The 19,374-nt window shown below is 64.7% G+C and carries 17 protein-coding genes; 7 read left to right on the top strand and 10 right to left on the bottom strand.

Translation table 11 applies throughout. The features are described from left to right. Positions 1-117 precede the first annotated feature (117 nt). Both H4V95_RS04725 and H4V95_RS04720 read right to left on the bottom strand, forming a co-directional pair. Complete coding sequence (locus H4V95_RS04725) at positions 118-612, bottom strand: DUF3817 domain-containing protein (protein WP_312883950.1); 495 nt, start codon at positions 610-612, stop codon at positions 118-120. Then, positions 609-1,493 (bottom strand): SURF1 family protein, encoded by an 885-nt coding sequence (locus tag H4V95_RS04720; RefSeq protein WP_209728991.1) that lies wholly within the window; start codon positions 1,491-1,493, stop codon positions 609-611. The genes H4V95_RS04725 and H4V95_RS04720 overlap by 4 nt, the downstream gene beginning before the upstream one ends. Before the next feature lie 131 nt (positions 1,494-1,624). On the opposite strand from H4V95_RS04720, the gene H4V95_RS04715 reads away from it, so the two are divergent. The 4 genes from H4V95_RS04715 to H4V95_RS04700 all read left to right on the top strand — a co-directional run bounded on the left by H4V95_RS04715 (position 1,625) and on the right by H4V95_RS04700 (position 6,331). Beyond that, positions 1,625-3,346, top strand: coding sequence for an ABC transporter ATP-binding protein (locus H4V95_RS04715; protein ID WP_209728989.1), 1,722 nt, complete (start codon positions 1,625-1,627; stop codon positions 3,344-3,346). Then, on the top strand, positions 3,339-5,105 hold the full coding sequence (locus H4V95_RS04710) for an ABC transporter ATP-binding protein (protein WP_395939796.1): 1,767 nt from the start codon (positions 3,339-3,341) through the stop codon (positions 5,103-5,105). Before H4V95_RS04715 ends, H4V95_RS04710 begins: the two co-directional genes overlap by 8 nt. Before the next feature lie 295 nt (positions 5,106-5,400). Then, positions 5,401-5,637: a hypothetical protein gene (locus H4V95_RS04705; protein ID WP_209728986.1), complete on the top strand. Its 237-nt coding sequence runs from the start codon at positions 5,401-5,403 to the stop codon at positions 5,635-5,637. 10 nt (positions 5,638-5,647) lie between these two features. Next, positions 5,648-6,331 (top strand): DUF3887 domain-containing protein, encoded by a 684-nt coding sequence (locus H4V95_RS04700; RefSeq protein WP_209728984.1) that lies wholly within the window; start codon positions 5,648-5,650, stop codon positions 6,329-6,331. Positions 6,332-6,348: 17 nt separating this feature from the next. Here the strand turns inward: H4V95_RS04700 and H4V95_RS04695 are convergent, their stop codons facing one another. The 3 genes from H4V95_RS04695 to H4V95_RS04685 are packed head-to-tail and all read right to left on the bottom strand — an operon-like array spanning position 6,349 to position 9,809. Continuing rightward, a complete protein-coding gene (locus H4V95_RS04695; RefSeq protein ID WP_196865186.1) occupies positions 6,349-6,840 on the bottom strand; it encodes a PTS sugar transporter subunit IIA in 492 nt (163 codons plus the stop codon). Between the two features lie 55 nt (positions 6,841-6,895). Then, the gene (locus H4V95_RS04690; RefSeq protein WP_209728982.1) at positions 6,896-8,620 is read right to left on the bottom strand and encodes a glycerol-3-phosphate dehydrogenase/oxidase; all 1,725 of its coding nucleotides are present in this window, start codon (positions 8,618-8,620) and stop codon (positions 6,896-6,898) included. A 49-nt stretch (positions 8,621-8,669) separates the two neighbouring features. Further along, positions 8,670-9,809, bottom strand: a complete 1,140-nt coding sequence (locus H4V95_RS04685; protein ID WP_209728980.1) for a GuaB3 family IMP dehydrogenase-related protein — start codon at positions 9,807-9,809, stop codon at positions 8,670-8,672. 268 nt (positions 9,810-10,077) lie between these two features. Here H4V95_RS04685 and H4V95_RS04680 point away from each other — a divergent pair, with 268 nt between their 5' ends. Together H4V95_RS04680 and H4V95_RS18235 are read left to right on the top strand one after the other, a co-directional pair. Beyond that, positions 10,078-10,593 carry a MarR family winged helix-turn-helix transcriptional regulator gene (locus H4V95_RS04680; protein WP_312883949.1) on the top strand — a complete coding sequence of 172 codons (516 nt, stop codon included), beginning with the start codon at positions 10,078-10,080 and terminating at the stop codon, positions 10,591-10,593. A gap of 70 nt (positions 10,594-10,663) precedes the next feature. Then, positions 10,664-10,996 carry a hypothetical protein gene (locus H4V95_RS18235; protein WP_245345573.1) on the top strand — a complete coding sequence of 111 codons (333 nt, stop codon included), beginning with the start codon at positions 10,664-10,666 and terminating at the stop codon, positions 10,994-10,996. 9 nt (positions 10,997-11,005) lie between these two features. Here H4V95_RS18235 and H4V95_RS04670 read toward each other — a convergent pair whose 3' ends face one another. The 5 genes from H4V95_RS04670 to H4V95_RS04650 form a co-directional block, all read right to left on the bottom strand. Further along, positions 11,006-12,883 (bottom strand): ABC transporter ATP-binding protein, encoded by a 1,878-nt coding sequence (locus tag H4V95_RS04670; RefSeq protein WP_209728978.1) that lies wholly within the window; start codon positions 12,881-12,883, stop codon positions 11,006-11,008. Positions 12,884-13,000: 117 nt separating this feature from the next. Next, complete coding sequence (gene guaB / locus H4V95_RS04665) at positions 13,001-14,527, bottom strand: IMP dehydrogenase (RefSeq protein WP_196865190.1); 1,527 nt, start codon at positions 14,525-14,527, stop codon at positions 13,001-13,003. 353 nt (positions 14,528-14,880) lie between these two features. Beyond that, on the bottom strand, positions 14,881-16,488 hold the full coding sequence (gene groL, locus H4V95_RS04660; protein ID WP_196865191.1) for a chaperonin GroEL: 1,608 nt from the start codon (positions 16,486-16,488) through the stop codon (positions 14,881-14,883). A gap of 132 nt (positions 16,489-16,620) precedes the next feature. Then, the gene (gene groES / locus H4V95_RS04655; RefSeq protein ID WP_196865192.1) at positions 16,621-16,917 is read right to left on the bottom strand and encodes a co-chaperone GroES; all 297 of its coding nucleotides are present in this window, start codon (positions 16,915-16,917) and stop codon (positions 16,621-16,623) included. Positions 16,918-17,127: 210 nt separating this feature from the next. Then, a complete protein-coding gene (locus H4V95_RS04650) occupies positions 17,128-17,634 on the bottom strand; it encodes a hypothetical protein (protein ID WP_196865193.1) in 507 nt (168 codons plus the stop codon). 113 nt (positions 17,635-17,747) lie between these two features. On the opposite strand from H4V95_RS04650, the gene H4V95_RS04645 reads away from it, so the two are divergent. Beyond that, positions 17,748-19,373, top strand: a complete 1,626-nt coding sequence (locus tag H4V95_RS04645; RefSeq protein WP_209728976.1) for a peptide chain release factor 3 — start codon at positions 17,748-17,750, stop codon at positions 19,371-19,373. The last annotated feature ends 1 nt before the right edge of the window (position 19,374 follow it).

Below are 19,374 nucleotides of genomic sequence, written 5' to 3'. Positions count from 1 at the left end.
GAGTCGGGGGTGGAGTCGGCATGGCCAGAAATTCCGGGTCCGGGTGCGGGAATAGTCACGCGTCAACAATAGTCGCCACGGGCACCCGATCGCACATCACTACGGCCGGGTACCCGGCTAGTACCGGGAGGCTGCTTCGGGGTGTGCTTCCAGCTCCTGCTCCACCTGCCGGTGGATCCGGCGCTCGACAATGAAGGACAGGAGCGGCACCACCCCTCCCAGGGCCATCACGATGAACTGCTTGAACGGCCACCGCATCATCTGCCAGAGCCGGAAATCTGCGATCAGGTAGACCACGTACATCCACCCGTGGACGATCAGGACAGTGGTGGAGAAGTTGAATCCCGCGGCGGTCTCGGAAAAGTTCTTGTCCGTCAGCGAGAAGAGCCCTTCGGGTCCGCCGATCATGATGTGGGATCCCATCCCGTAGGCCGCGATCATTTCCACGACCACCAACATCAGCATGATGCCGGTGGCGTAGGCGAGCACCTTGTAGAAGGTCAGCGCCGAAAGGATCTGCGCATGGGTACCGCCGAACCGCCGCTTGGGCTTCCGGGCAGCACCGGGGGTGCCACTTCCTGGCGCCGGTCCATTCACTTTGGGTGTACTCACTGTCGTGCCTCACTCGTTGTTGGGCCCTGCGCTGCGGGGTCAGGGTGACCCGTACTGCCATCGTCGTCGTCGTCGTCGTCGTTTAAGTTGTCCGCCTCCGCGGCGCTGTCCTCCGCCTCTTCGAGGGTCCTCCGATGGTCGTCGGCGACCAGTCGCCACCAGAGGAAGAAAGCGAACCCGGCGAAGACGAACCATTCCACCGCGTAGAAGATATTCAGCCAGTTGAGCGGGGTTTCCTGCGGCTGGGGCCCTACCGTGACGGCCTCCAGCGGAGCTTCGGGGAGCCAGTCCAGCCCGCCCACGGCGGTGGTGGTGGAAACCACGAAACCCGCGTAGATGGGACGGTCCCAGCGGTTGGTGAGCTCGGCAGTGGCGAGGGTGGGGATCTGGTCGGCAACCGACCGTTCGGCGACCGGGCCTTCGGCGGGCAGCAGTCGCCCCACCACCGACGCGGAGTCGACGGGTTCGCGCACCTCGGCGGCTGCCTGCGCATCCGGGATCCAGCCATGCACCACCGGGATCACGGGCGGACCGGCCGGATCGTCTGCTGCGCCCTCGGGGACGCCGTCGACGGCGAACGCCGAGATCAACCAGAAGCCCTGGCTGTCACCCTGCAGGCGGTCCTGCACCAGCACCGTCGTGTCCGCCAGGAATTCCCCGTCCATGGTGACCATCTGGTCGGCGACAGGTGCGGTCATGGGGACACCGGGACTGAACACGTCAGTCAGTGCACGCTCCCTCTCGGTAGTGCTTTCCGGCGGCGGCGCGTTACCGGTCGAGCTGGAGAACTGCCACTGGCTCAGGAGCACGAAGACCGCCGCAATCACCATGGCAAGGATCAGCGAAAGGATCCAGCGGGGCTTCAGGGCGGTTTTGAGCACATGTTAACGGTACTTCGTCATCGTGTAGAAAACCGAATGCCCGCCCAGCAACCTTGATCACGGCACGCCTCAACACAAGTGATTGGGAAATGTCTATCACTTTTGCGTCCTGCGGACTAGGATGGTTGATCGTGCGCTCTTATCCCTACCCTGATCCCGGAACACCGGATCTCCGCTCCCCCTCCCGCTACCTGCTCTGGCTGGCATCGAAGCAGAAAGCCACCCTCCTCGCGGGGGTGGTTTTCGGCACCGCCTGGATGGTCGCGCAGGCGGTGATGCCCTTCGTCCTGGGCCGGGCCATTGACGAGGGGATCGTTGCGGGAGAGTTCGACCGGCTCCTCCTCTGGGCCGGAGTCCTGATCGGGCTGACCGTGCTCCAGGCCGCCGCCGGCACCCTGGAGCACCGGACCGCGATCAGCGGCTGGCTGCAGGCGGCCTTCCACTCCATCCGGTTGATCGGCTACAAGATCACGCGGACCGGAGACGCGCTACCCCGGAAGCTCTCCACCGGTGAAGTGGTATCCACGGCCGCCTCGGATGCCACCCGGCTGGGTGAGATTTACGCAGTATCCGCCCGGCTAGCCGGATCGGTGATGGCCTGGCTGGTGGTGTGCGTGCTGATCTCCCAGACGTCGCTGCTTCTCGGGATCATCGTCCTCGTGGGGGTACCAGCCTGTTGTGGACTGCTGCTCTTCGTGGTTCGCCCCCTGCAGGCCCGCCAGCGTGAGCAGCGCGAGGCGTCGGGCAAGATGACGGCCGTCGGCGCGGACACCGTCGCGGGACTGCGTGTCCTCAGGGGTATCGGTGGGGAACACATCTTCGTCAACCGCTATCGGGAGCGTTCAGTAAAAACCCGGGATTCGGGTATCCGGGTAGCCTATTCGCTCGCCGATCTTGAAGCGTCCCAGGTGTTTATTGCCGGCGCCTTCAGCGTCTTGTTCACCTGGGTAGGGGCAAACCTGGCCCTCGCAGGAGAAATCGAACCCGGCCAGTTGGTCGCACTCTATGGCTACTCAATCTTCCTGATGACCCCGATCCGCGCCGCAGCTGACAGCGTGGCCCGGTTCATCAGGGCCCATGTCGGCGCACGCAAGATCATCGCAGTGCTCAGCGTCGACCCCGATGTTGCCGACCGGGCGTCCACCCTGTCTGCCCCGCCACCGGGGTCCCTGTTGCGCGATGCCCGGACCGGAACCGTCATCCAGCCGGGCCGAATCACCGCCGTCGTCTCGGTGGACACCTCGGCCTCGGCCGACCTGGCGACGCGGCTGGGGCGCTTCGAGGATGAGGTCCTCGAAACCGCTGAAGTCCGCTGGGGAACGGGCTCCCTGCAGCACATTGCCCTCCGCGACATCCGGCAACGCATCGTGGTCAGCGAGGCGAATCCCCAGCTTTTCACTGGCTCCCTGCGATCCCAGCTGGACCCCCGGTCCCGGCATAGCGATTCTGGAATCCTTGCGGCACTCGACGCCTCCAGCGCCCTGGACATTCTCGACGGCGTCGACGACGGCCTGGACCATGAGGTCACCGAGCGCGGGCGCAGCTTCTCCGGCGGCCAGCGACAGCGTCTTGTCCTGGCCCGCGCCCTCCTGACCGAGGCCGAGACCCTGGTGCTCATTGAACCGACCAGCGCCGTTGACGCACACACGGAATCCCGTATTGCCGCCCGCCTGAAGGGAATGCGGGGCGGCACGGACCAGACCACCGTGGTGGTGACAGCCAGCCCCCTCATGCTCGGCGTGATGGATCACGTCGTGTACCTCGAAGATGGCCAGGTCGCCGCCGAGGGAACCCATCAGGAACTGTTGTCTTCTCAGCCCGCCTACCGAAATGTGGTCATCCGAAGTGAGTGAAACAGCAGCTGGCACCGACACCTCCGGGAAGCTTCCGGTCGCCGAGCCGGCCCAGGTCCGTGCCGAGGCCGCGCGGCTGATCAGGCATCACCGCGGCGGGCTCTCCCGCGTCGTGGCCCTCTACGTGGGGTCGGCTATCGCCGGCCTGGTGGGGCCGGTTCTGCTCGGGCGCGTGGTGGACGCGGTGGTGGAGGGAACCACCTCGAACTACATCGCCATCGTCTCCCTGATCATGCTGGCCTTCCTGATTGTGCAGTCGCTCCTGCGGCGACTGGCGGTACGCGCCGGAATGGTCTTCGGCGAGACCGTGTTCGCCGAGCTGCGGGAGGACTTCATGGAGCAGGTCACCTCCCTGCCGCTGTCGACGGTGGAGAAGGCAGGGACGGGAGACCTGGTCTCCCGCACCACCAACGACGTCGACGCCGTCTCCCACACCGTGCGGTTTGGCGTCCCGCAGGTGGTGGTCTCAATTGTCACCATCCTCCTGACGATCGGAGCAGCAGTCATCACGTCCCCGGTGCTTGCGCTGGCACTACTGGTTGGGGTCCCGGTGCTGTACCCCGTGACCCGGTGGTACCTGAAGCGGAGTTCAGCCGGTTACCAGAAGGAACGGGAAACCTACGCGGTAGTCAACGGATCGATCACCGAGACCATCGAGGGTGCCCGAACGGTGGACGCCCTGGGGCTGGGTGCCCTGCGCCGCGGGCGGATCGACTCGGCCCTGACCGGCAGCTACCGCGCCGAACGGTACACGCTCTGGCTCCGGACAGTGCTTTTCCCCGCCGCCGATTTCGCGTTCTGGCTACCGGTGGCCGGCGTACTGCTCTGGGGCGGCTGGCTGGCCTCCCTGGACGTGGTCACGCCCGGCGTGGTGGCAACAGTCGCACTGTTTGCAGTGCGACTGATTGACCCGGTCGACCTGCTCATCATGTGGACCGATGAGATCCAGGTGGGAGCTGCTTCCCTGGCACGCATCGTCGGCATCAAGGAGGTGCAACCTGACCGGCACGCCACCGACCATGAGCCCCTGAACGAGGACATCCTCGTCTCCAAGGCGAGGTACGCGTATCGTCCTGGCCACGATGTGCTCCACGGCGTGGACCTGGAACTCCGCCGCGGCGAACGGCTCGCGATGGTGGGACCCTCCGGTGCGGGCAAGTCCACGCTGGGCCGACTCATCGCCGGTATCCATCCTCCGACCGCAGGCACGGTCACCGTGGGCGATGTGCCGCTGGTTGACCGTCCACTGAACGCACTCCGGCGGGAGGTCGCCCTGGTCACCCAGGAGCACCACGTCTTCGTGGGATCGCTGGCCGACAATATCCGGCTCGGAAAGGACGACGCGACGGAAGCCGAGCTGATTCAGGCCCTGGACGACGTCGGCGCCCTCGGCTGGGCCCTCGGGCTCCCGGAAGGCCTCCGGACGGAGGTCGGTTCGGGCGCGCATGAGCTCACTCCGGCGCAGGCGCAGGAGCTAGCGCTGGCGCGGCTGGTGCTCGCCGATCCACACACTCTGGTGCTCGATGAGGCGACGTCCCTCATTGACCCGCAGGCGGCCCGCGACCTGGAACGCTCCCTCAATGCGGTGCTGGAGGGACGCACAGTGGTCGCCATTGCCCACCGGTTACATACGGCGCACGACGCCGACCGGGTGGCCGTGGTGGAAGGCGGGAACATCACCGAGCTGGGGTCCCACGACGAGCTTCTGGCGCTGGACGGCTCCTACGCTGCCCTGTGGAAGTCCTGGCGCTCGGAGTAGCGCAGCGAGCTACCCTACTGGTCGACAAGCGTAAATCTCACGTTGACGCTTACCGACCGTCAATCTAGCATTTACAAATGATTGGCAGTGGGTGTCCCCGCGGGCAGAATGGGGGGATGTCGCCGGCCGGGGCTGATTCATACCCCTGATACAACGGGAAAACCGGGCGCTTCGCGGGCATGCTGATCCTTGATCTGGACTCTGAGCGGGTGTCCATCGTACTCAGGAGCGCCTCGGGTCCGGTGGATGAACCAGGCATGGGCCTGGTGGCGGGAGTGGAGCAGCGATCGCTCTGGTGGCCCGTTCCCTGACCGCCGCCGGCTGGCTGGTCTTCGGCGCCATCCTGACCCGCTTCACTGTGGCGGCACCAGCGCTGTGGAATCTGGCGGCAGCCTTCGTCCTGGCGGGCACCATCACGCTCGCAGTGCGGCGGCATTCCCTCCGGGACCGGACGGCCGCAGTGACCCGCCGCGGCTGGACCCCCTCGCCGTCACCCTTGTCGGCGCCGCCGCGCTCCTGGCCGTTCGCCTAACATAGCTACTGTGTCTGCCCCCGATCCTCCGTCTGACGACCGCGACCACCATGGTCAGCCCTCCCCTGAGGCAAACGAACCGGGAACCGCCGAGGCCCTCCGGATCGTCGAGACCCGCGCGGAGACGGTGCGCGACCTCCTGGGTTACGAACCTTTTGGGCTGACCGCCCCCGATGCGCTGCGGGCCATCGTTGAACTGAACGACGGCGTTGATCACCTGCTCCGCGAAACGGTCCACCAGGCACGCCGCCATGGCACCACCTGGCAGGACATCGGCGCGGTGCTGGGCATCAGCAGGCAGGCAGCATTCCAGCGCTTCGGCCAGCCCGCCGGCCACGCACCTGCCACCGGGAAGACCCAGCGCCGCAGCATGGCCGCCCTGATCGGCGTCGCAGAACGCATTTTCGCCCAGTGCGCCGACGAAAACTGGCCTGCAGTGAGGGAACACTTTGCTCCGGTCATGCTGGAGGCGGTGACTGTTGAGGGGCTTTCCTCGGTGTGGAGCTCGGTAGTCGAGGCTGTTGGCCAGTATGAGCTTCCGGGCAAGGTGACCACCAGGAAAAACGGAGTGCTGCAGATCGTTGACCTGGAACTGATCTTCGAGGCTGGTGAAATGGCCGGTCGGATAGCGTTCGACGGCGACGGCCGGGTGGCGGGCATGCTGATCCTCGACCCCAGCATGCTCCCCGGCTGACGTACTCCAGAAGAACCTCAGTGGTCGAAAAACACCAGCGTCGAGTTGATGAGCTCGGCGATCACCTCGGTGTCGTGAGCCCGCCTGAGCGATTCCCTGAAATTCTCCTTGAACAGTGACCTCGCCAGTGTTGCCAGCACCTCGAGGTGCTCGGAGAAGGACTGCGACGGGGTGGCAATCAGCAGAATGAGCGTCGCCGGTCCGTCCACTGCACCAAAGTCGAGGCTATGTCCGTACTTGGTGATCCCCACCGCAATGCTGGTCTGGGTGACATAGTCGCTGCGCGCGTGGGGCAGCCCCACGCCACCGGGAAGCCCGGTGGCCATCTGGTGTTCGCGGGAGTTGACCTGCGCCAGGAAACCATCGAGGTCGGAAATCCTCCCTGCCTCGAACAGTCTGGTGGCCAGCTGCGCCGCCGCGTCTTCCTTGTCGGCGGCGACCATTTCGAGGACCACCAGCTCAGGGGTAGTCAGGATGGCGTCATGAAATTCCAGGGATCGCTCGGTCACGGTAGACCTCTCGCGGGTTGCGTTGGACAGGCGGTGCGGCGTCCAGACCGCGATCCTAGCTTAGCGGCACAATATCCTCGACTCCCATCCGGGCGCTGTCCGCCAGGATATCGTCGGGCTGCTCCTGGCTAAGCCGTTCCGCTTTGACCCTCGCCAGGTAGTGCTTGACCTCGCGGTCCACCTGCGCGTCACTCCACTCCAGGAAGGGCGCCATCAGCGCGGCGACGGCGGGCGCCGCCGACACCCCCCGGTCCCACGACTCAATGGAAATCCTGGTGCGCCGGGTGAGTACATCGTCGATGTGGCGCGCGTTCTCGTGGGTGACCGCGTACACCACTTCAGCGCCGAGGTAGTCGTCTGCACCGGGCAGCGGCTCGCCGAGGGACCGATCCTCGCGGATCAGCGAGAGGACATCCTCGGCGTGGCTGCCGTAACGCTGCAGGAGATGCTCCACCCGTGCCACATGCACGCCCGAGCTTTCGGCCATCCTCGCCCGCTTGTTCCAGGCGGCCTTGTACCCCTCGGCGCCTAACAGAGGGACGGTTTCGGTGCAGCTGGCGGGAACCCGCTCGTCCAGTGCGCGGGTGGCTTCATCGACAGCGTCCTTGGCCATCACGCGGTAGGTGGTCCATTTGCCACCGGCGACCACCACCAGCCCGGGGACCGGGTGCGCGACGACATGCTCCCGGGAGAGTTTCGCCGTGGAGTCGCTCTCACCGGCCAGCAGGGGGCGCAGCCCGGCATAGACGCCCTCCACGTCCTCGCGGGTCAACGGGCGCCTGAGCACCTTGTTGACGTTCTCAAGAATGTAGTCGATGTCCTTGGACGATGCGGCAGGGTGGGCCTTGTCCAGGTCCCAGTCGGTGTCGGTGGTTCCGATGATCCAGTGCCGGCCCCAGGGGATGACGAACAGGACTGATTTCTCGGTCCGCAGGATGAGCCCGACCGTTGACTGGAAGCGGTCGCGCGGCACCACCAGGTGAATGCCCTTGGACGCCCTGACTTTCATTTGGCCCCGGTCGGTGACCATTGCCTGGGTTTCGTCGGTCCAGACGCCGGTCGCATTGATGACCTGCTTCGCACGGATATCGAACTGCTCCCCGGTTTCCTGGTCCTTGACGCGGGCGCCCACCACGCGTTCGCCTTCGCGCAGGAAGTCGACGACGGTGACCCGGTTGGCGACCTTGGCACCGTAGTGCCCGGCGGTGCGCACCATGTTGACGACATACCGGGCATCGTCCACCTGGGCGTCGTAGTAGCGGATCGAGCCCACCATCGCGTCGTCCTTCAGGCTGGGCGCAGCGCGCAGGGTGCCACGCCGGGACAGGTGCTTGTGCAGAGGGACTCCGCGTGAATTACCTGAGGTCATCCCCATCGTGTCGTACAGCAGGATCCCGGCGCCAACGTAAGGGCGCTCAAAGAACCTCTTGGTGAGCGGGTAGAGGAAAGGCACGGGTCGGACTAGGTGCGGGGCAATCCGCTGGATCAACAGCCCCCGTTCCTTCAGTGCCTCCTGCACCAGGGCGAAGTCCAGCATTTCGAGGTACCGCAACCCGCCGTGGATCAGCTTCGAGGAGCGTGAAGAAGTGCCGGAGGCCCAGTCGCGGGCCTCAACCATCCCCACGTCGAGGCCCCGGGTCACCGCGTCGAGCGCCGATCCGGCGCCGACGACGCCTCCGCCGACGATCAGAATGTCCAGCTCCTTGCCGGCTTCCGAGGTGGCTTTCAGCGCTGCTAGCGCGTCTTCACGGTTTTTCGGGCTGAGTGCTCCTGATGACATGGCGGCGATCCTTCGTCGGGTTCGATACTACGTCCCTCAACCTTAGCAATCAGCCGTTGGAAAGGTAGGGGGAAAGGACCACTTCCACCCGCTGGAACTCCTTGAGATCCGAGTAGCCGGTGGTGGCCATGGCCCGCCGCAGGGCGCCGATCAGGTTGGAGGTTCCATTGGTGTGGTGGGACGGCCCCCACAGCACCTCCTTGAGCGGACCAACCGTGCCGATGTTTACCCTGTCGCCGCGGGGCAGCTCATCGTGGTGGGCCTCCTGGCCCCAGTGCCAGCCCTGACCGGGTGCTTCTTCTGCCCGGGCGAGTGCCGATCCCAGCATCACGGCGTCGGCACCCATCGCGATGGCCTTGACGATGTCGCCGCTGGCGCCCATCCCGCCATCGGCAATGACGTGGACATAGCGTCCGCCCGACTCGTCCATGTAGTCACGGCGGGCCGCCGCCACGTCGGAAATTGCGGAGGCCAGGGGTGAGTGGATGCCCAGTGCGCGGCGGGTCGTGGTGGTCGCTCCTCCGCCGAATCCGACCAACACCCCGGCTGCGCCGGTACGCATCAGATGGAGGGCTGGGGTGTAGCCGGCGGCGCCGCCCACAATGACCGGGACATCTAGTTCGTAGATGAACTGCTTCAGGTTCAACGGTTGATCATTCTTCGAAACGTGCTCGGCCGAGACGGTGGTGCCTCGGATCACGAAGATATCGACCCCCGCCGCCAGCACGGTCTTGTAGAACTGCTGGGTGCGCTGGGGTGTCAGCGAACCAGCGACGGTGACACCAGCCTCGCGGATTTCGGCCAGGCGGCTGGTGATCAGGCCCTCCTGGATGGGGGCGTTGTAGATTTCCTGCATCCTGCGGGTGGCCGCCGGGCTGAAGGCTTCGTTGCCCAGATGGGCAATTTCGTCCAGGACGGGCTGTGGATCCTCGTATCGGGTCCACAGGCCTTCCAGGTTGAGCACTCCCAGCCCGCCGAGGCGGCCCATCGCGATCGCGGTTGCCGGCGACATCGCCGAGTCCATCGGAGCAGCGATGACCGGCATCTCGAACTGGTAGGCGTCGATCTGCCATTGCACTGACACATCGTGTGGGTCCCGGGTCCGACGGGAGGGGACCACCGCCACGTCATCGAGCGAATACGCCCTGCGTCCGCGCTTGCCTCGGCCAATCTCAATCTCGTTAGTCACTCACCAAGGTTATCCCAGCGCGGCCAGCAAGGACTCCGCAGCGTCCTGTTCAGCCTGGGCGAGCAGGTCCTGACCGTCAGCAAAGATCGCGAAGTGGCTGCTGCGGGTAGCCATCGGACAGGGGGCGAGCGCTGGAATGCGCCGGTTTTCCAGCATATTACCCAGACGGCATACTTCGCCAGGGCAAGACAAATAGGCGGTGGAGTTTCAACGAAGTCCGCCAACAGGTGCTAAGCGTGCTTTCCTTTCCGGCGGTGAGGAGGCTAGGGTGGATGGCATCCCGGAAGCGGAGCCCGAACGGTCTGAGTCCACCGATCCCACCACTGAAGGAAGTGTCGACATGCAGGAGTTGGAGCAATGGCCCACCGGGAGGCTATTGACCACCGCGGCGCGTCTGGTCGACCATGCGTGGAATGCGGGCCTGGTCGATCTGGGCCTCACCCATGCTGGCTACACCGCCTTACGGGTCCTGCAGGATCAGGGCCCCATCAACCAGACAAAGCTGGCCCTACTGATTCGGGTGCAAAACCAGACAATGGGTAAGACGATCGAAAAGCTGCAGGCGAACGGGTATGTCAACCGCACCAGGGGTGCGGTCGATCAGCGGATCCAGATGGTGTCGGTGTCCGACTCCGGCCAGCGAGCCCTCGCCAGTGCCGAGAAGATCGAGCAGTCCCTCATCGCTGGAGGCGGGTTGCTGTCGGAGACCCTCCGCGCCGAGCTCCGGAACCTGATCGAAGAGTTGGGTGCGGGCCGGAACTCCGGATCCCGGGCCGCTGGCTAACACAGGCCCCCATTGGACGTAGACTGCCTGTGCGAAAAGTTTTCGAACACCATTGGCGAAAGGGCAGGCTATGGGCGACAAGAGCAGGCTTTCTCCGGAGCAACCGTTCCCGGTTGACCTGGCACCGCTGGAGGACAGCCAGGTCGAGATTCTCAACAGCAAAATTCACCGTCAGTTGGATCGTGAATACACGGTAGATCATGAACCGGACCCCGAGACTGAATTCCGGCATGAGGAGCTGAAGGCGGAGCTGGATTTCCGTGCCGCCGAGGACCACCAGCCGCCCGAGGATGTCAGCGCGGTGCAGGCCGTGGTGCAGCCCGTGGTGCCGCCCGAACCCAAGGCATCAACGCCCGCGCCACAGGCCGCCGCACCCGATCCCAAGGACAAGGCTCCCGCCTGAGCAGTGCGGCTAGTGGCCGGTAGTACCCGAGTCTGGCTCCGGATCGCGAGGCTCCGGATCGAGTCCCAGCTGGCTCTCGAACATCCTGAAGTACCGTCCCCGGAGATTGACCAGTTCCTCATGGGTGCCCGACTCGGCCACCTCCCCTGCCTCCATCATGTAGATGACGTCGGCCTTCTCGATGGTCGCCAGCCGGTGGCTGATGGCAATGATCGTGTGGTCCTTGTCGGCAAAGAGACGGCTGAAGATGCGATGCTCGGCGAGGGCATCGATCGCCGACGTCGGCTCATCCATGACAATGAACGGCGCCCCGCGATAGAAGTTGCGGGCCATCGCGAGCCGCTGCCACTGTCCCCCGGACAGCCCACTTCCCTTGCGGCCCCGCGGATCTTCCATCCAGTTGCTGACATGACTCTCGAATCCGTTCGGCAAGCGATCAATGAAGTCGGTGGCCTCGGCGTCCGCAGCGGCGCGCTCCACCCGCGGGTCTTCTCTGGGAAGCGAGACGTCCCCGAAGTAGATGTTGTTGGCTGCCGTCGCAAACTCGTATTTCAGGAAGTCCTGTGACATCACGGCCAGAGGCCGGTGCCAGGAGGCAATGTCGAGGGTCCGGAGGTTCTGCCCGTCCAGCAGGACCCGGCCGGACTCGGGCTGGTACAGGCCGGCCAGAATGCGGATCAGCGTCGATTTCCCCGCGCCGTTCTCCCCCACGATCGCAATGTGTTGACCCGCTCTGATGGTCAGGGAGACGCCTTTGAGGACCTGGGTGCTCCCCGACGTATACGTGTAGGTGATGTCTTCGAGCCGGACTTCGGCGGGCGGCCCTGTCAGGGGTTTCCCGCCGCCGACCGCCGTCGGGAACTTCATGAACTCTTCGTAGTCCTTCAGATTGGCGAGATCCTCGTCGATGGAACTGAGCGAAGTCACCAGCTGATTTGCCGTGGATAGGGCGCGGCTGACGATCTGCTGAATATAGAGGAACTGCCCAACCGGCTGGGCCCGGGCGATAATCTGCCCCACCACCCAGATCAGCGCCACCACCTCGGCACCGTACTGGAGCGCATCGGCGAGCAGTTGCTTGGGGATATATCGTTTCTGGAACTCAAGACGGCGCAGTTCGTCGGCGTCGCGCAGCCGGGAGCGCAGGTCCATCAAGTACTTCACGACGCCGTACAGCCGCATCTCGGCGATGTGTTGCGGGCGGATGAGGTTCGTTTCGATCAACCGCCGCTGCCGGCGGGAGTCCCCCTGGGTGTTCCAGTGGGCCATCTGCTCGCGGGAGAGCTTGAACTGGAGGTACACGCTCGGGATGATCGCGATCAGGACGATCAGGGCCACCCACCAACTGACCAGCAACAGCGCCCCGATAGCAAGGATCACCGACATCAGCTGCGTGAAGATCGCGGCGATCCGGTCGAGCACGCGGGCGTAGGAGTCCGAGAACCTTTTGGCCCGGTCGTAGAGGTCGACGGTGTCCTTGTCGTCGTACCGCCAGAACTCGAGGGCCAGAAAGCGCTCATACATCAGGTCCCCCACCACGGCGCCGACCCTGAAACTCATCACCTGCTGGATATATCGGTCCACACTGGTGAATGCACCCCAGAGCAGTCCCAGCCCCGCGGTGATCAGCACGTAGACCACCGCTTGCCGCCCCGCGTCGGGATTGCCCGCGTACGCCTCCGCCAGCGCGGTGGTGGTGAGCGCCGCAAAGTAGGTGGTCACCAAGGGGAGCACCGCGGCAATCAGCGATCCGAGCACCTTCATGACGACGGCGCCCGGAGAAGCCATGAAGCTCACCCGCAGGACCTGTCCCACGGCCCGAGCGTACGGGCCGAGGGACAGCCGAGACCGGGGATCCCGGGCCGGACGAAGCTCACTGTCGGTCATGACTCACCGCTCTTCATCCTGGCTGAAGGCGCCGAGCACAGCCCGCAATACCCGCTGCCCGTCACGACGTGCCTCAGTCATGGAGTCCAGCTATTGCCTTCCCATGGGACGGGACGGCTACTTGGAGCCGTAGTTCGGCGCCTCAACGGTCATCTGGATGTCATGCGGGTGCGACTCCTTCAGCCCGGCCGAGGTAACGCGGACAAATTTGCCCTTCGACTTCAGCTCGTCGATGGTGCGGGCGCCCGTGTAGAACATCGTCTGGCGGAGCCCCCCAACCAGCTGATAGGCGACTGAGGCCAGCGGGCCGCGGTAGGCTACCCGCCCCTCCACTCCCTCGGGGATCAGCTTGTCGTCGCCCGTAACGTCTGCCTGGAAATAGCGGTCCTTGGAATAGGAGGTGTTTTTCCCGCGGGTCTGCATGGCACCCAGGGACCCCATCCCGCGGTAGGTCTTGTACTGCTTGCCGTTGACGAAGATCAGCTCGCCCGGGGCTTCGGCGGAACCCGCCAGCAGCGACCCGAGCATGACGGTGTCCGCGCCTGCCACCAGAGCCTTGCCGATGTCCCCCGAGTACTGCAGGCCACCGTCGGCAATGACTGGCACGCCAGCCGGAATGGCCGCTTTCGCCGATTCGTAGATGGCAGTCACCTGAGGTACTCCCACCCCCGCGACCACGCGGGTGGTGCAAATGGATCCAGGGCCTACTCCCACTTTGATGCCGTCGGCTCCGGCGTCGATCAGGGCCTGGGCGCCGTCGCGGGTGGCAGCCTGGCCGCCGATGATGTCGACGTGGGCCAGCGACTTTTCGGCCTTGAGCCTGGCGATAATGTCGAGCACCCCAGCGCTGTGACCATTGGCTGTATCGACGAACAATGCATCAACACCGGCATCGACCAGGGCCATGGCGCGTTCCCAGCCGTCCCCGAAGAAACCGATCGCGGCGCCGACCCGCAGGCGACCCTCCTCGTCCTTGGTGGAGAGCGGATACTGCTCGGCTTTTGTAAAGTCCTTAACGGTTATCAGTCCCCGCAGGACGCCGTCGTCGTCGACCAGGGGAAGCTTTTCGATCTTGTTCGTGGCCAACAGGCCGATCGCGTCCTCACCGCTGATCCCAACCCGGCCGGTCACCAGGGGCATGGGGGTCATGACGGCGCGGACCAGGCGATGCGGCCACTCGTGCTCGGAAACAAAGCGGGTGTCGCGGTTCGTGACAATGCCCAGCAGGTGGCCAGCATCGTCGACCACGGGGAGGCCGGAGACACGGTAGTGTCCGCACAACTCATCGAGCTCGGACAGGGTGGCATCAGGTCCGATGGTCACCGGGTGGGTGATCATCCCGGACTCGCTGCGCTTCACCCTGTCAACCTGTTCGGCCTGGTCCTGGATGGAGAGGTTGCGGTGGATTACCCCGAGACCGCCCTGGCGGGCCATTGCGACGGCCATTCGCGCCTCGGTGACCGTGTCCATGGCCGAGGAAAGCAACGGGGTCCGGACGGTGATCCGCTTTGAAACACGCGAACTCGTGTCAGCTTCGGACGGGATCACGTCGGTCAGGCCGGGCAGGAGCAGGACGTCGTCGTACGTCAGGCCAACGAATCCGAACGGGTCGTGGGTTTCGTTACGCGGGGACGGGTAGCTCACTGCGTCGCCTCTTTCTCAGATGGTCTGTTGGTAGAAGCTGGCCCTTGGATGATCAGAGCGCCAGACTCTCATCCTAAAACCATTGCCGGGCGCGCCCTATTCCGCTGCCCTTCGGACGAGCGTGAAGTCGCTCACTGGTCCGTCGGCTAATCCGGGCCCACGCCTGCTGCATTCTGTTCAGCCGTCACCCAGGCGGGCCGCATGAACCGCGGTAGCCAGGCGGTGCTCAGCAGCCATACCAGGATGCCGGTCATCGCCAGCCCAGCGTACGACGACACCCCCGGTCGAAGAACCGGGGGTGTCGACGTTACTCAATGGCGCTGCGCCCCTGGTGGGACGCGAGGCCGGTATTACTAGTGGCTGTGACCTTCTTCGTCGTCGGTCTCTGGCTTCTCGACCACGAGGGTTTCGGTGGTGAGAATCAGAGCCGCGATGGACGCCGCGTTCCGCAGTGCTGAACGGGTGACCTTGACGGGGTCGATGATGCCGGCGTCGACGAGGTTCTCGTAGTCGCCAGTGACGGCGTTGAAGCCGTGACCTGGCTCGAGTTCCTCGACGCGGTGCACCACAACGTAGCCTTCGTGGCCAGCGTTTTCGGCGATCCAGCGCAGCGGCTGGGCCAGGGCGCGGCGCACCAGGTTGATGGCCGTGGCTGCATCGCCCTCGAGGGCGAGGACGGCTGGATCGGTGTCCAGAGCCTTCGACGCGTGGATCAGCGCAGCGCCGCCACCGGCGACGATGCCCTCGTCGAGAGCCGCACGTGTCGCTGACACGGCGTCCTCGATGCGGTGCTTCTTTTCCTTGAGCTCAACCTCGGTGGCTGCGCCGACCTTGATGACTCCGATGCCGCCGGCCAGCTTGGCCAGGCGTTCCTGAAGCTTCTCGCGGTCCCAGTCAGAATCGGTGCGCTCGACCTCGGCGCGGATCTGGGCAACGCGGTCAGCAACGTCGGACTCGGTGCCAATGCCATCGACGATGGTGGTGGTGTCCTTGGTGACGGTGATCCGGCGAGCCGAACCCAGCACCTCGAGGCCTACCTGGTCCAGCTTGAGGCCGAGGTCAGGCGAAACGACCTGCGCACCGGTCAGCGTCGCGATGTCCTGCAGCATGGCCTTGCGACGGTCGCCGAAGCCAGGTGCCTTCACAGCGACCACGTTCAGGGTGCCGCGGATCTTGTTCACCACGAGGGTGGACAGCGCTTCGCCGTCGATGTCCTCGGCGATGATGAACAGGGGCTTGCCTGCCTGCAGCGCCTTCTCCAGCAGCGGCAGGAATTCCTGCAGCGAGGAGATCTTGCCGGAGTTGATCAGGATGAGTGCGTCTTCGAGCACTGCTTCCTGACGCTCGGCGTCGGTGATGAAGTACGGGCTGAGGAAACCTTTGTCGAACTGCATGCCCTCGGTGAGGACCAGTTCGGTCTGGGTGCTGGAGGATTCCTCGATGGTGATGACGCCATCCTTGCCGACCTTCTCGAAGGCTTCAGCGATGAGTTCGCCGACCTCGGAGCTCTGCGCTGAGATGGAGGCTACGCTGGCGGTCTGCTGACCGACAACCTCGCGGGCGTTCTCGAGCAGACGGGTGGCAACGGCTTCGATGGAAACCTCGATGCCACGCTTCAGCTGCGAAGGGGCAGCCCCAGCCGCGACGTTGCGCAGGCCTTCGCTGACCAGTGCCTGAGCCAGGACGGTCGCGGTGGTGGTGCCGTCACCGGCGATGTCGTTGGTCTTGGTGGCCACTTCCTTGGCGAACTGCGCGCCAAGGTTCTCGAACGGGTCGTCCAGTTCGATCTCGCGGGCGATGGTCACGCCGTCGTTGGTGATGGTGGGGGCGCCCCACTTTTTGTCCAGCACGACGTTGCGGCCGCGGGGGCCGAGCGTCACCTTGACGGTGTCAGCCAACTTGTTGACTCCCGCTTCCAGCGCGCGGCGTGCAGCGTCGTCAAACTTCAACTGCTTTGCCATGATGTGTTTCCTCTTCCATTGTGCAAAATACTGCTTGTGCAAATCCTGGTACTGCCAGATGGTTCCTGGTGCGGCTACGCGCACCGACGAGAGAACCCCGGCCTGTGCGGCCGGGGCTCTCTCGGGGAAAAACTACTTAACGACGATCGCCAGAACGTCGCGGGCGGAGAGTACGAGGTACTCGGCGCCGCCGTGCTTGACTTCGGTTCCGCCGTACTTGGAGTAGATGACAATGTCGCCTTCGGCTACATCGACAGGTACGCGGTTTCCGTTGTCATCGACGCGGCCTGGGCCTACTGCAACAACTTCACCCTCCTGGGGCTTTTCCTTGGCAGTATCCGGGATGACCAGACCCGAAGCAGTGGTCTGCTCGGCTTCCAGTGGGCGGACAACAATACGATCCTCAAGAGGCTTAATAGAGACCGACACTCGGACCTCTCCTTCGCTTGGGTGACAAATGGAAATAAAGGGCCTTCGGATGGCGCTGACCGTCGTCGCGGTGCCGGCTCACGCGTCCCTGAAGGAATTAGCACCCTCATGGTGAGAGTGCCAAGTCCGACTTTATGCATTGGTTAGCACTCGGTCAAGGCGAGTGCTAAATTGCGCTCCCAGCGCAGCCCAATGTCCGGCCCAGATCACTCAGGGATTCACGTTGCGGATGATCGCCGCACGGCCTACCCCTGCAGAGATCCCGACGACGACGGCGAGGATGGCAGGGAACGTTGAGCCCGTCCCCGGTAGCACCAGGACGGTGGTGGCAGCCGCCAGGCCAGCGAAGACCACGGCGAAGGCCGCCACGTGGACCCACTGATTCAAAACACGCCGCAACAGCACGCTCAGGATCAGTGCCAGCGGTGCCGCGATCACGATCGCGACCAAAAGGCTGACCACCATGGCGATGCCCCAGAACGTTACAGCGCCAGAGTTCGGGCCAATGATCTCGCTGAGCGTGCTGAAGACAAGGGTGGAGAGGCCCCAGACTCCAAAAGTCACGATCCACCCCTTGAGGAAGGCATGCGGCCCGAGGACCACGCGTCCGCCGTCGAGCCCGGGCTTCCGGCCATACCGCCGCCCCATGCCGGCAGGAGTGCCGGGCTGGTGGTTGTCGGGCTGGTGGTCCTGGTACTGCTCTCCCCCGGGTCGCATCCCTGAACCCTAGCGCCTCCTGCCTGTTCCTTGAAGCGCCCGCAAATCTGCCTCGGCTAGACTGGGGAGCTGGCTTACCCATCGCCAATCCACTCTCTTTCGAAAGCAGTTTCGTGACCCAGCAGGTACAGGCCACCGCCCGGAGCAACAGCGGCATTGTCCAGGAGGCTTCCCGCCGTCGGACCTTCGCGGTCATCTCGCACCCCGACGCCGGCAAGTCGACCCTGACCGAGGCCCTGGCCCTGCATGCCCGGGTGATCGGGACGGCCGGTGCCACCAATGGCAAGGAGAACCGTCGGGAGACCGTCTCTGACTGGATGCAGATGGAGAAGGACCGCGGCATTTCGATCAGTTCCACGGCCCTGCAGTTCTCCTACCGGGACACCGTCATCAATCTGTTGGACACCCCCGGCCACTCCGACTTCTCCGAAGACACCTACCGTGTGCTCGCCGCAGTGGATTGCGCGGTCATGCTGATTGACGCCGCCAAGGGCCTCGAAACACAAACCATGAAACTGTTCGAGGTCTGTCGCCAGCGGAATATCCCCATCATCACCGTGATCAACAAGTGGGACCGGCCCGGGCTCGACACCCTGGCACTGATGGACGAGATCACCGAGCGCACCGGCCTGATTCCCATGCCCCTCACCTGGGCGGTCGGCATTGCCGGTGACTTCCGCGGCGTCTGGGACCTGAAGCGTAACGAGTTTGTCCGTTTCACCCGGAAAAACGCCGGCGCCTCCCTCGCCACGGAGGAGCATCTCACCCCTGAGGAGGCGCTGGCCCAGGAGGGTGACGCCTGGACCGATGCTCTCGATGAGGCCTCGTTGGTGATCGAATCGAACCAGCCGTTCGATAAGGAAAGCTTCCACGCCGGAACCGGCACTCCGGTGCTGTTCTCCTCAGCAGTCCTGAACTTCGGCGTCCAGCACATCCTCGACACCCTGGTTAACCTGGCGCCCGCCGCCTCACCCCGCAAGGACATCGACGGCAACCCCCGCCCCGTGGATGCCCCGTTCTCGGGCTTCGTCTTCAAGGTGCAGGCCGGCATGAACCGCGCCCACCGCGACCACGTGGCCTTCATCAGGGTCTGCTCCGGCGTCTTCGAGCGCGGCATGGTGGTCACCCACGCCAACTCGGGCAAGACCTTCGCCACCAAATACGCGCAGCAGCTGTTCGGTCGCGAACGCGAAGTGATCGACGAAGCCTGGCCGGGCGACGTCGTCGGGCTGGTCAACGCCTCTGCCCTGCGGATGGGCGACAGCCTCTACGTCGAGGAGCCGGTCGAATACCCGCCGATCCCCCTGTTCAGCCCCGAACACTTCCGGGTGGCCCGGTCCAAGGACCCCAGCCGGTTCAAGCAGTTCCGGCGCGGGATCGAACAGCTCGGCCACGAGGGAATCATCCAGGTGCTCCGCTCGGACCTCCGCGGAGACCAGGCACCGGTGCTGGCCGCCGTTGGACCCATGCAGTTCGAGGTGGTCGCAGACCGGATGGAACATGACTTCAGCGCACCGATGCGCATGGAACCCCTGCAGTATTCGTTGGCCCGGCTTACCACCCACGACGCCCAGGCCGCGCTCAGCGCCATCCGCGGCACCGAGGTGCTGATCCGGTCCGACGGCGAATACCTGGCCCTGTTCAACGACATCTGGGCGCTTCGCCGGGTCGAGAAGAATTCCCCCGAGATAACGCTGAGCACCATCGGCACCGATGCCGGGGACGCCCGAGGTTACTGAG

Source organism: Arthrobacter sp. CAN_C5 (assembly GCF_017875735.1).
Lineage (GTDB): Bacteria > Actinomycetota > Actinomycetes > Actinomycetales > Micrococcaceae > Arthrobacter_D.
The sequence above is the reverse complement of the archived record's forward strand: the minus strand, read 5'-3'. Positions and strand labels throughout refer to the sequence as shown.

Bases quoted from the DNA above. Each gene is read 5' to 3' on its own strand.
- H4V95_RS04690 (WP_209728982.1), bottom strand. From the start codon at position 8,620: ATGTCATCAGGAGCACTCAGCCCGAAAAACCGTGAAGACGCGCTAGCA.
- H4V95_RS18235 (WP_245345573.1), top strand. From the start codon at position 10,664: ATGGGCGACAAGAGCAGGCTTTCTCCGGAGCAACCGTTCCCGGTTGAC.
- H4V95_RS04670 (WP_209728978.1), bottom strand. From the start codon at position 12,883: ATGACCGACAGTGAGCTTCGTCCGGCCCGGGATCCCCGGTCTCGGCTG.
- groL (WP_196865191.1), bottom strand. From the start codon at position 16,488: ATGGCAAAGCAGTTGAAGTTTGACGACGCTGCACGCCGCGCGCTGGAA.
- H4V95_RS04650 (WP_196865193.1), bottom strand. From the start codon at position 17,634: ATGCGACCCGGGGGAGAGCAGTACCAGGACCACCAGCCCGACAACCAC.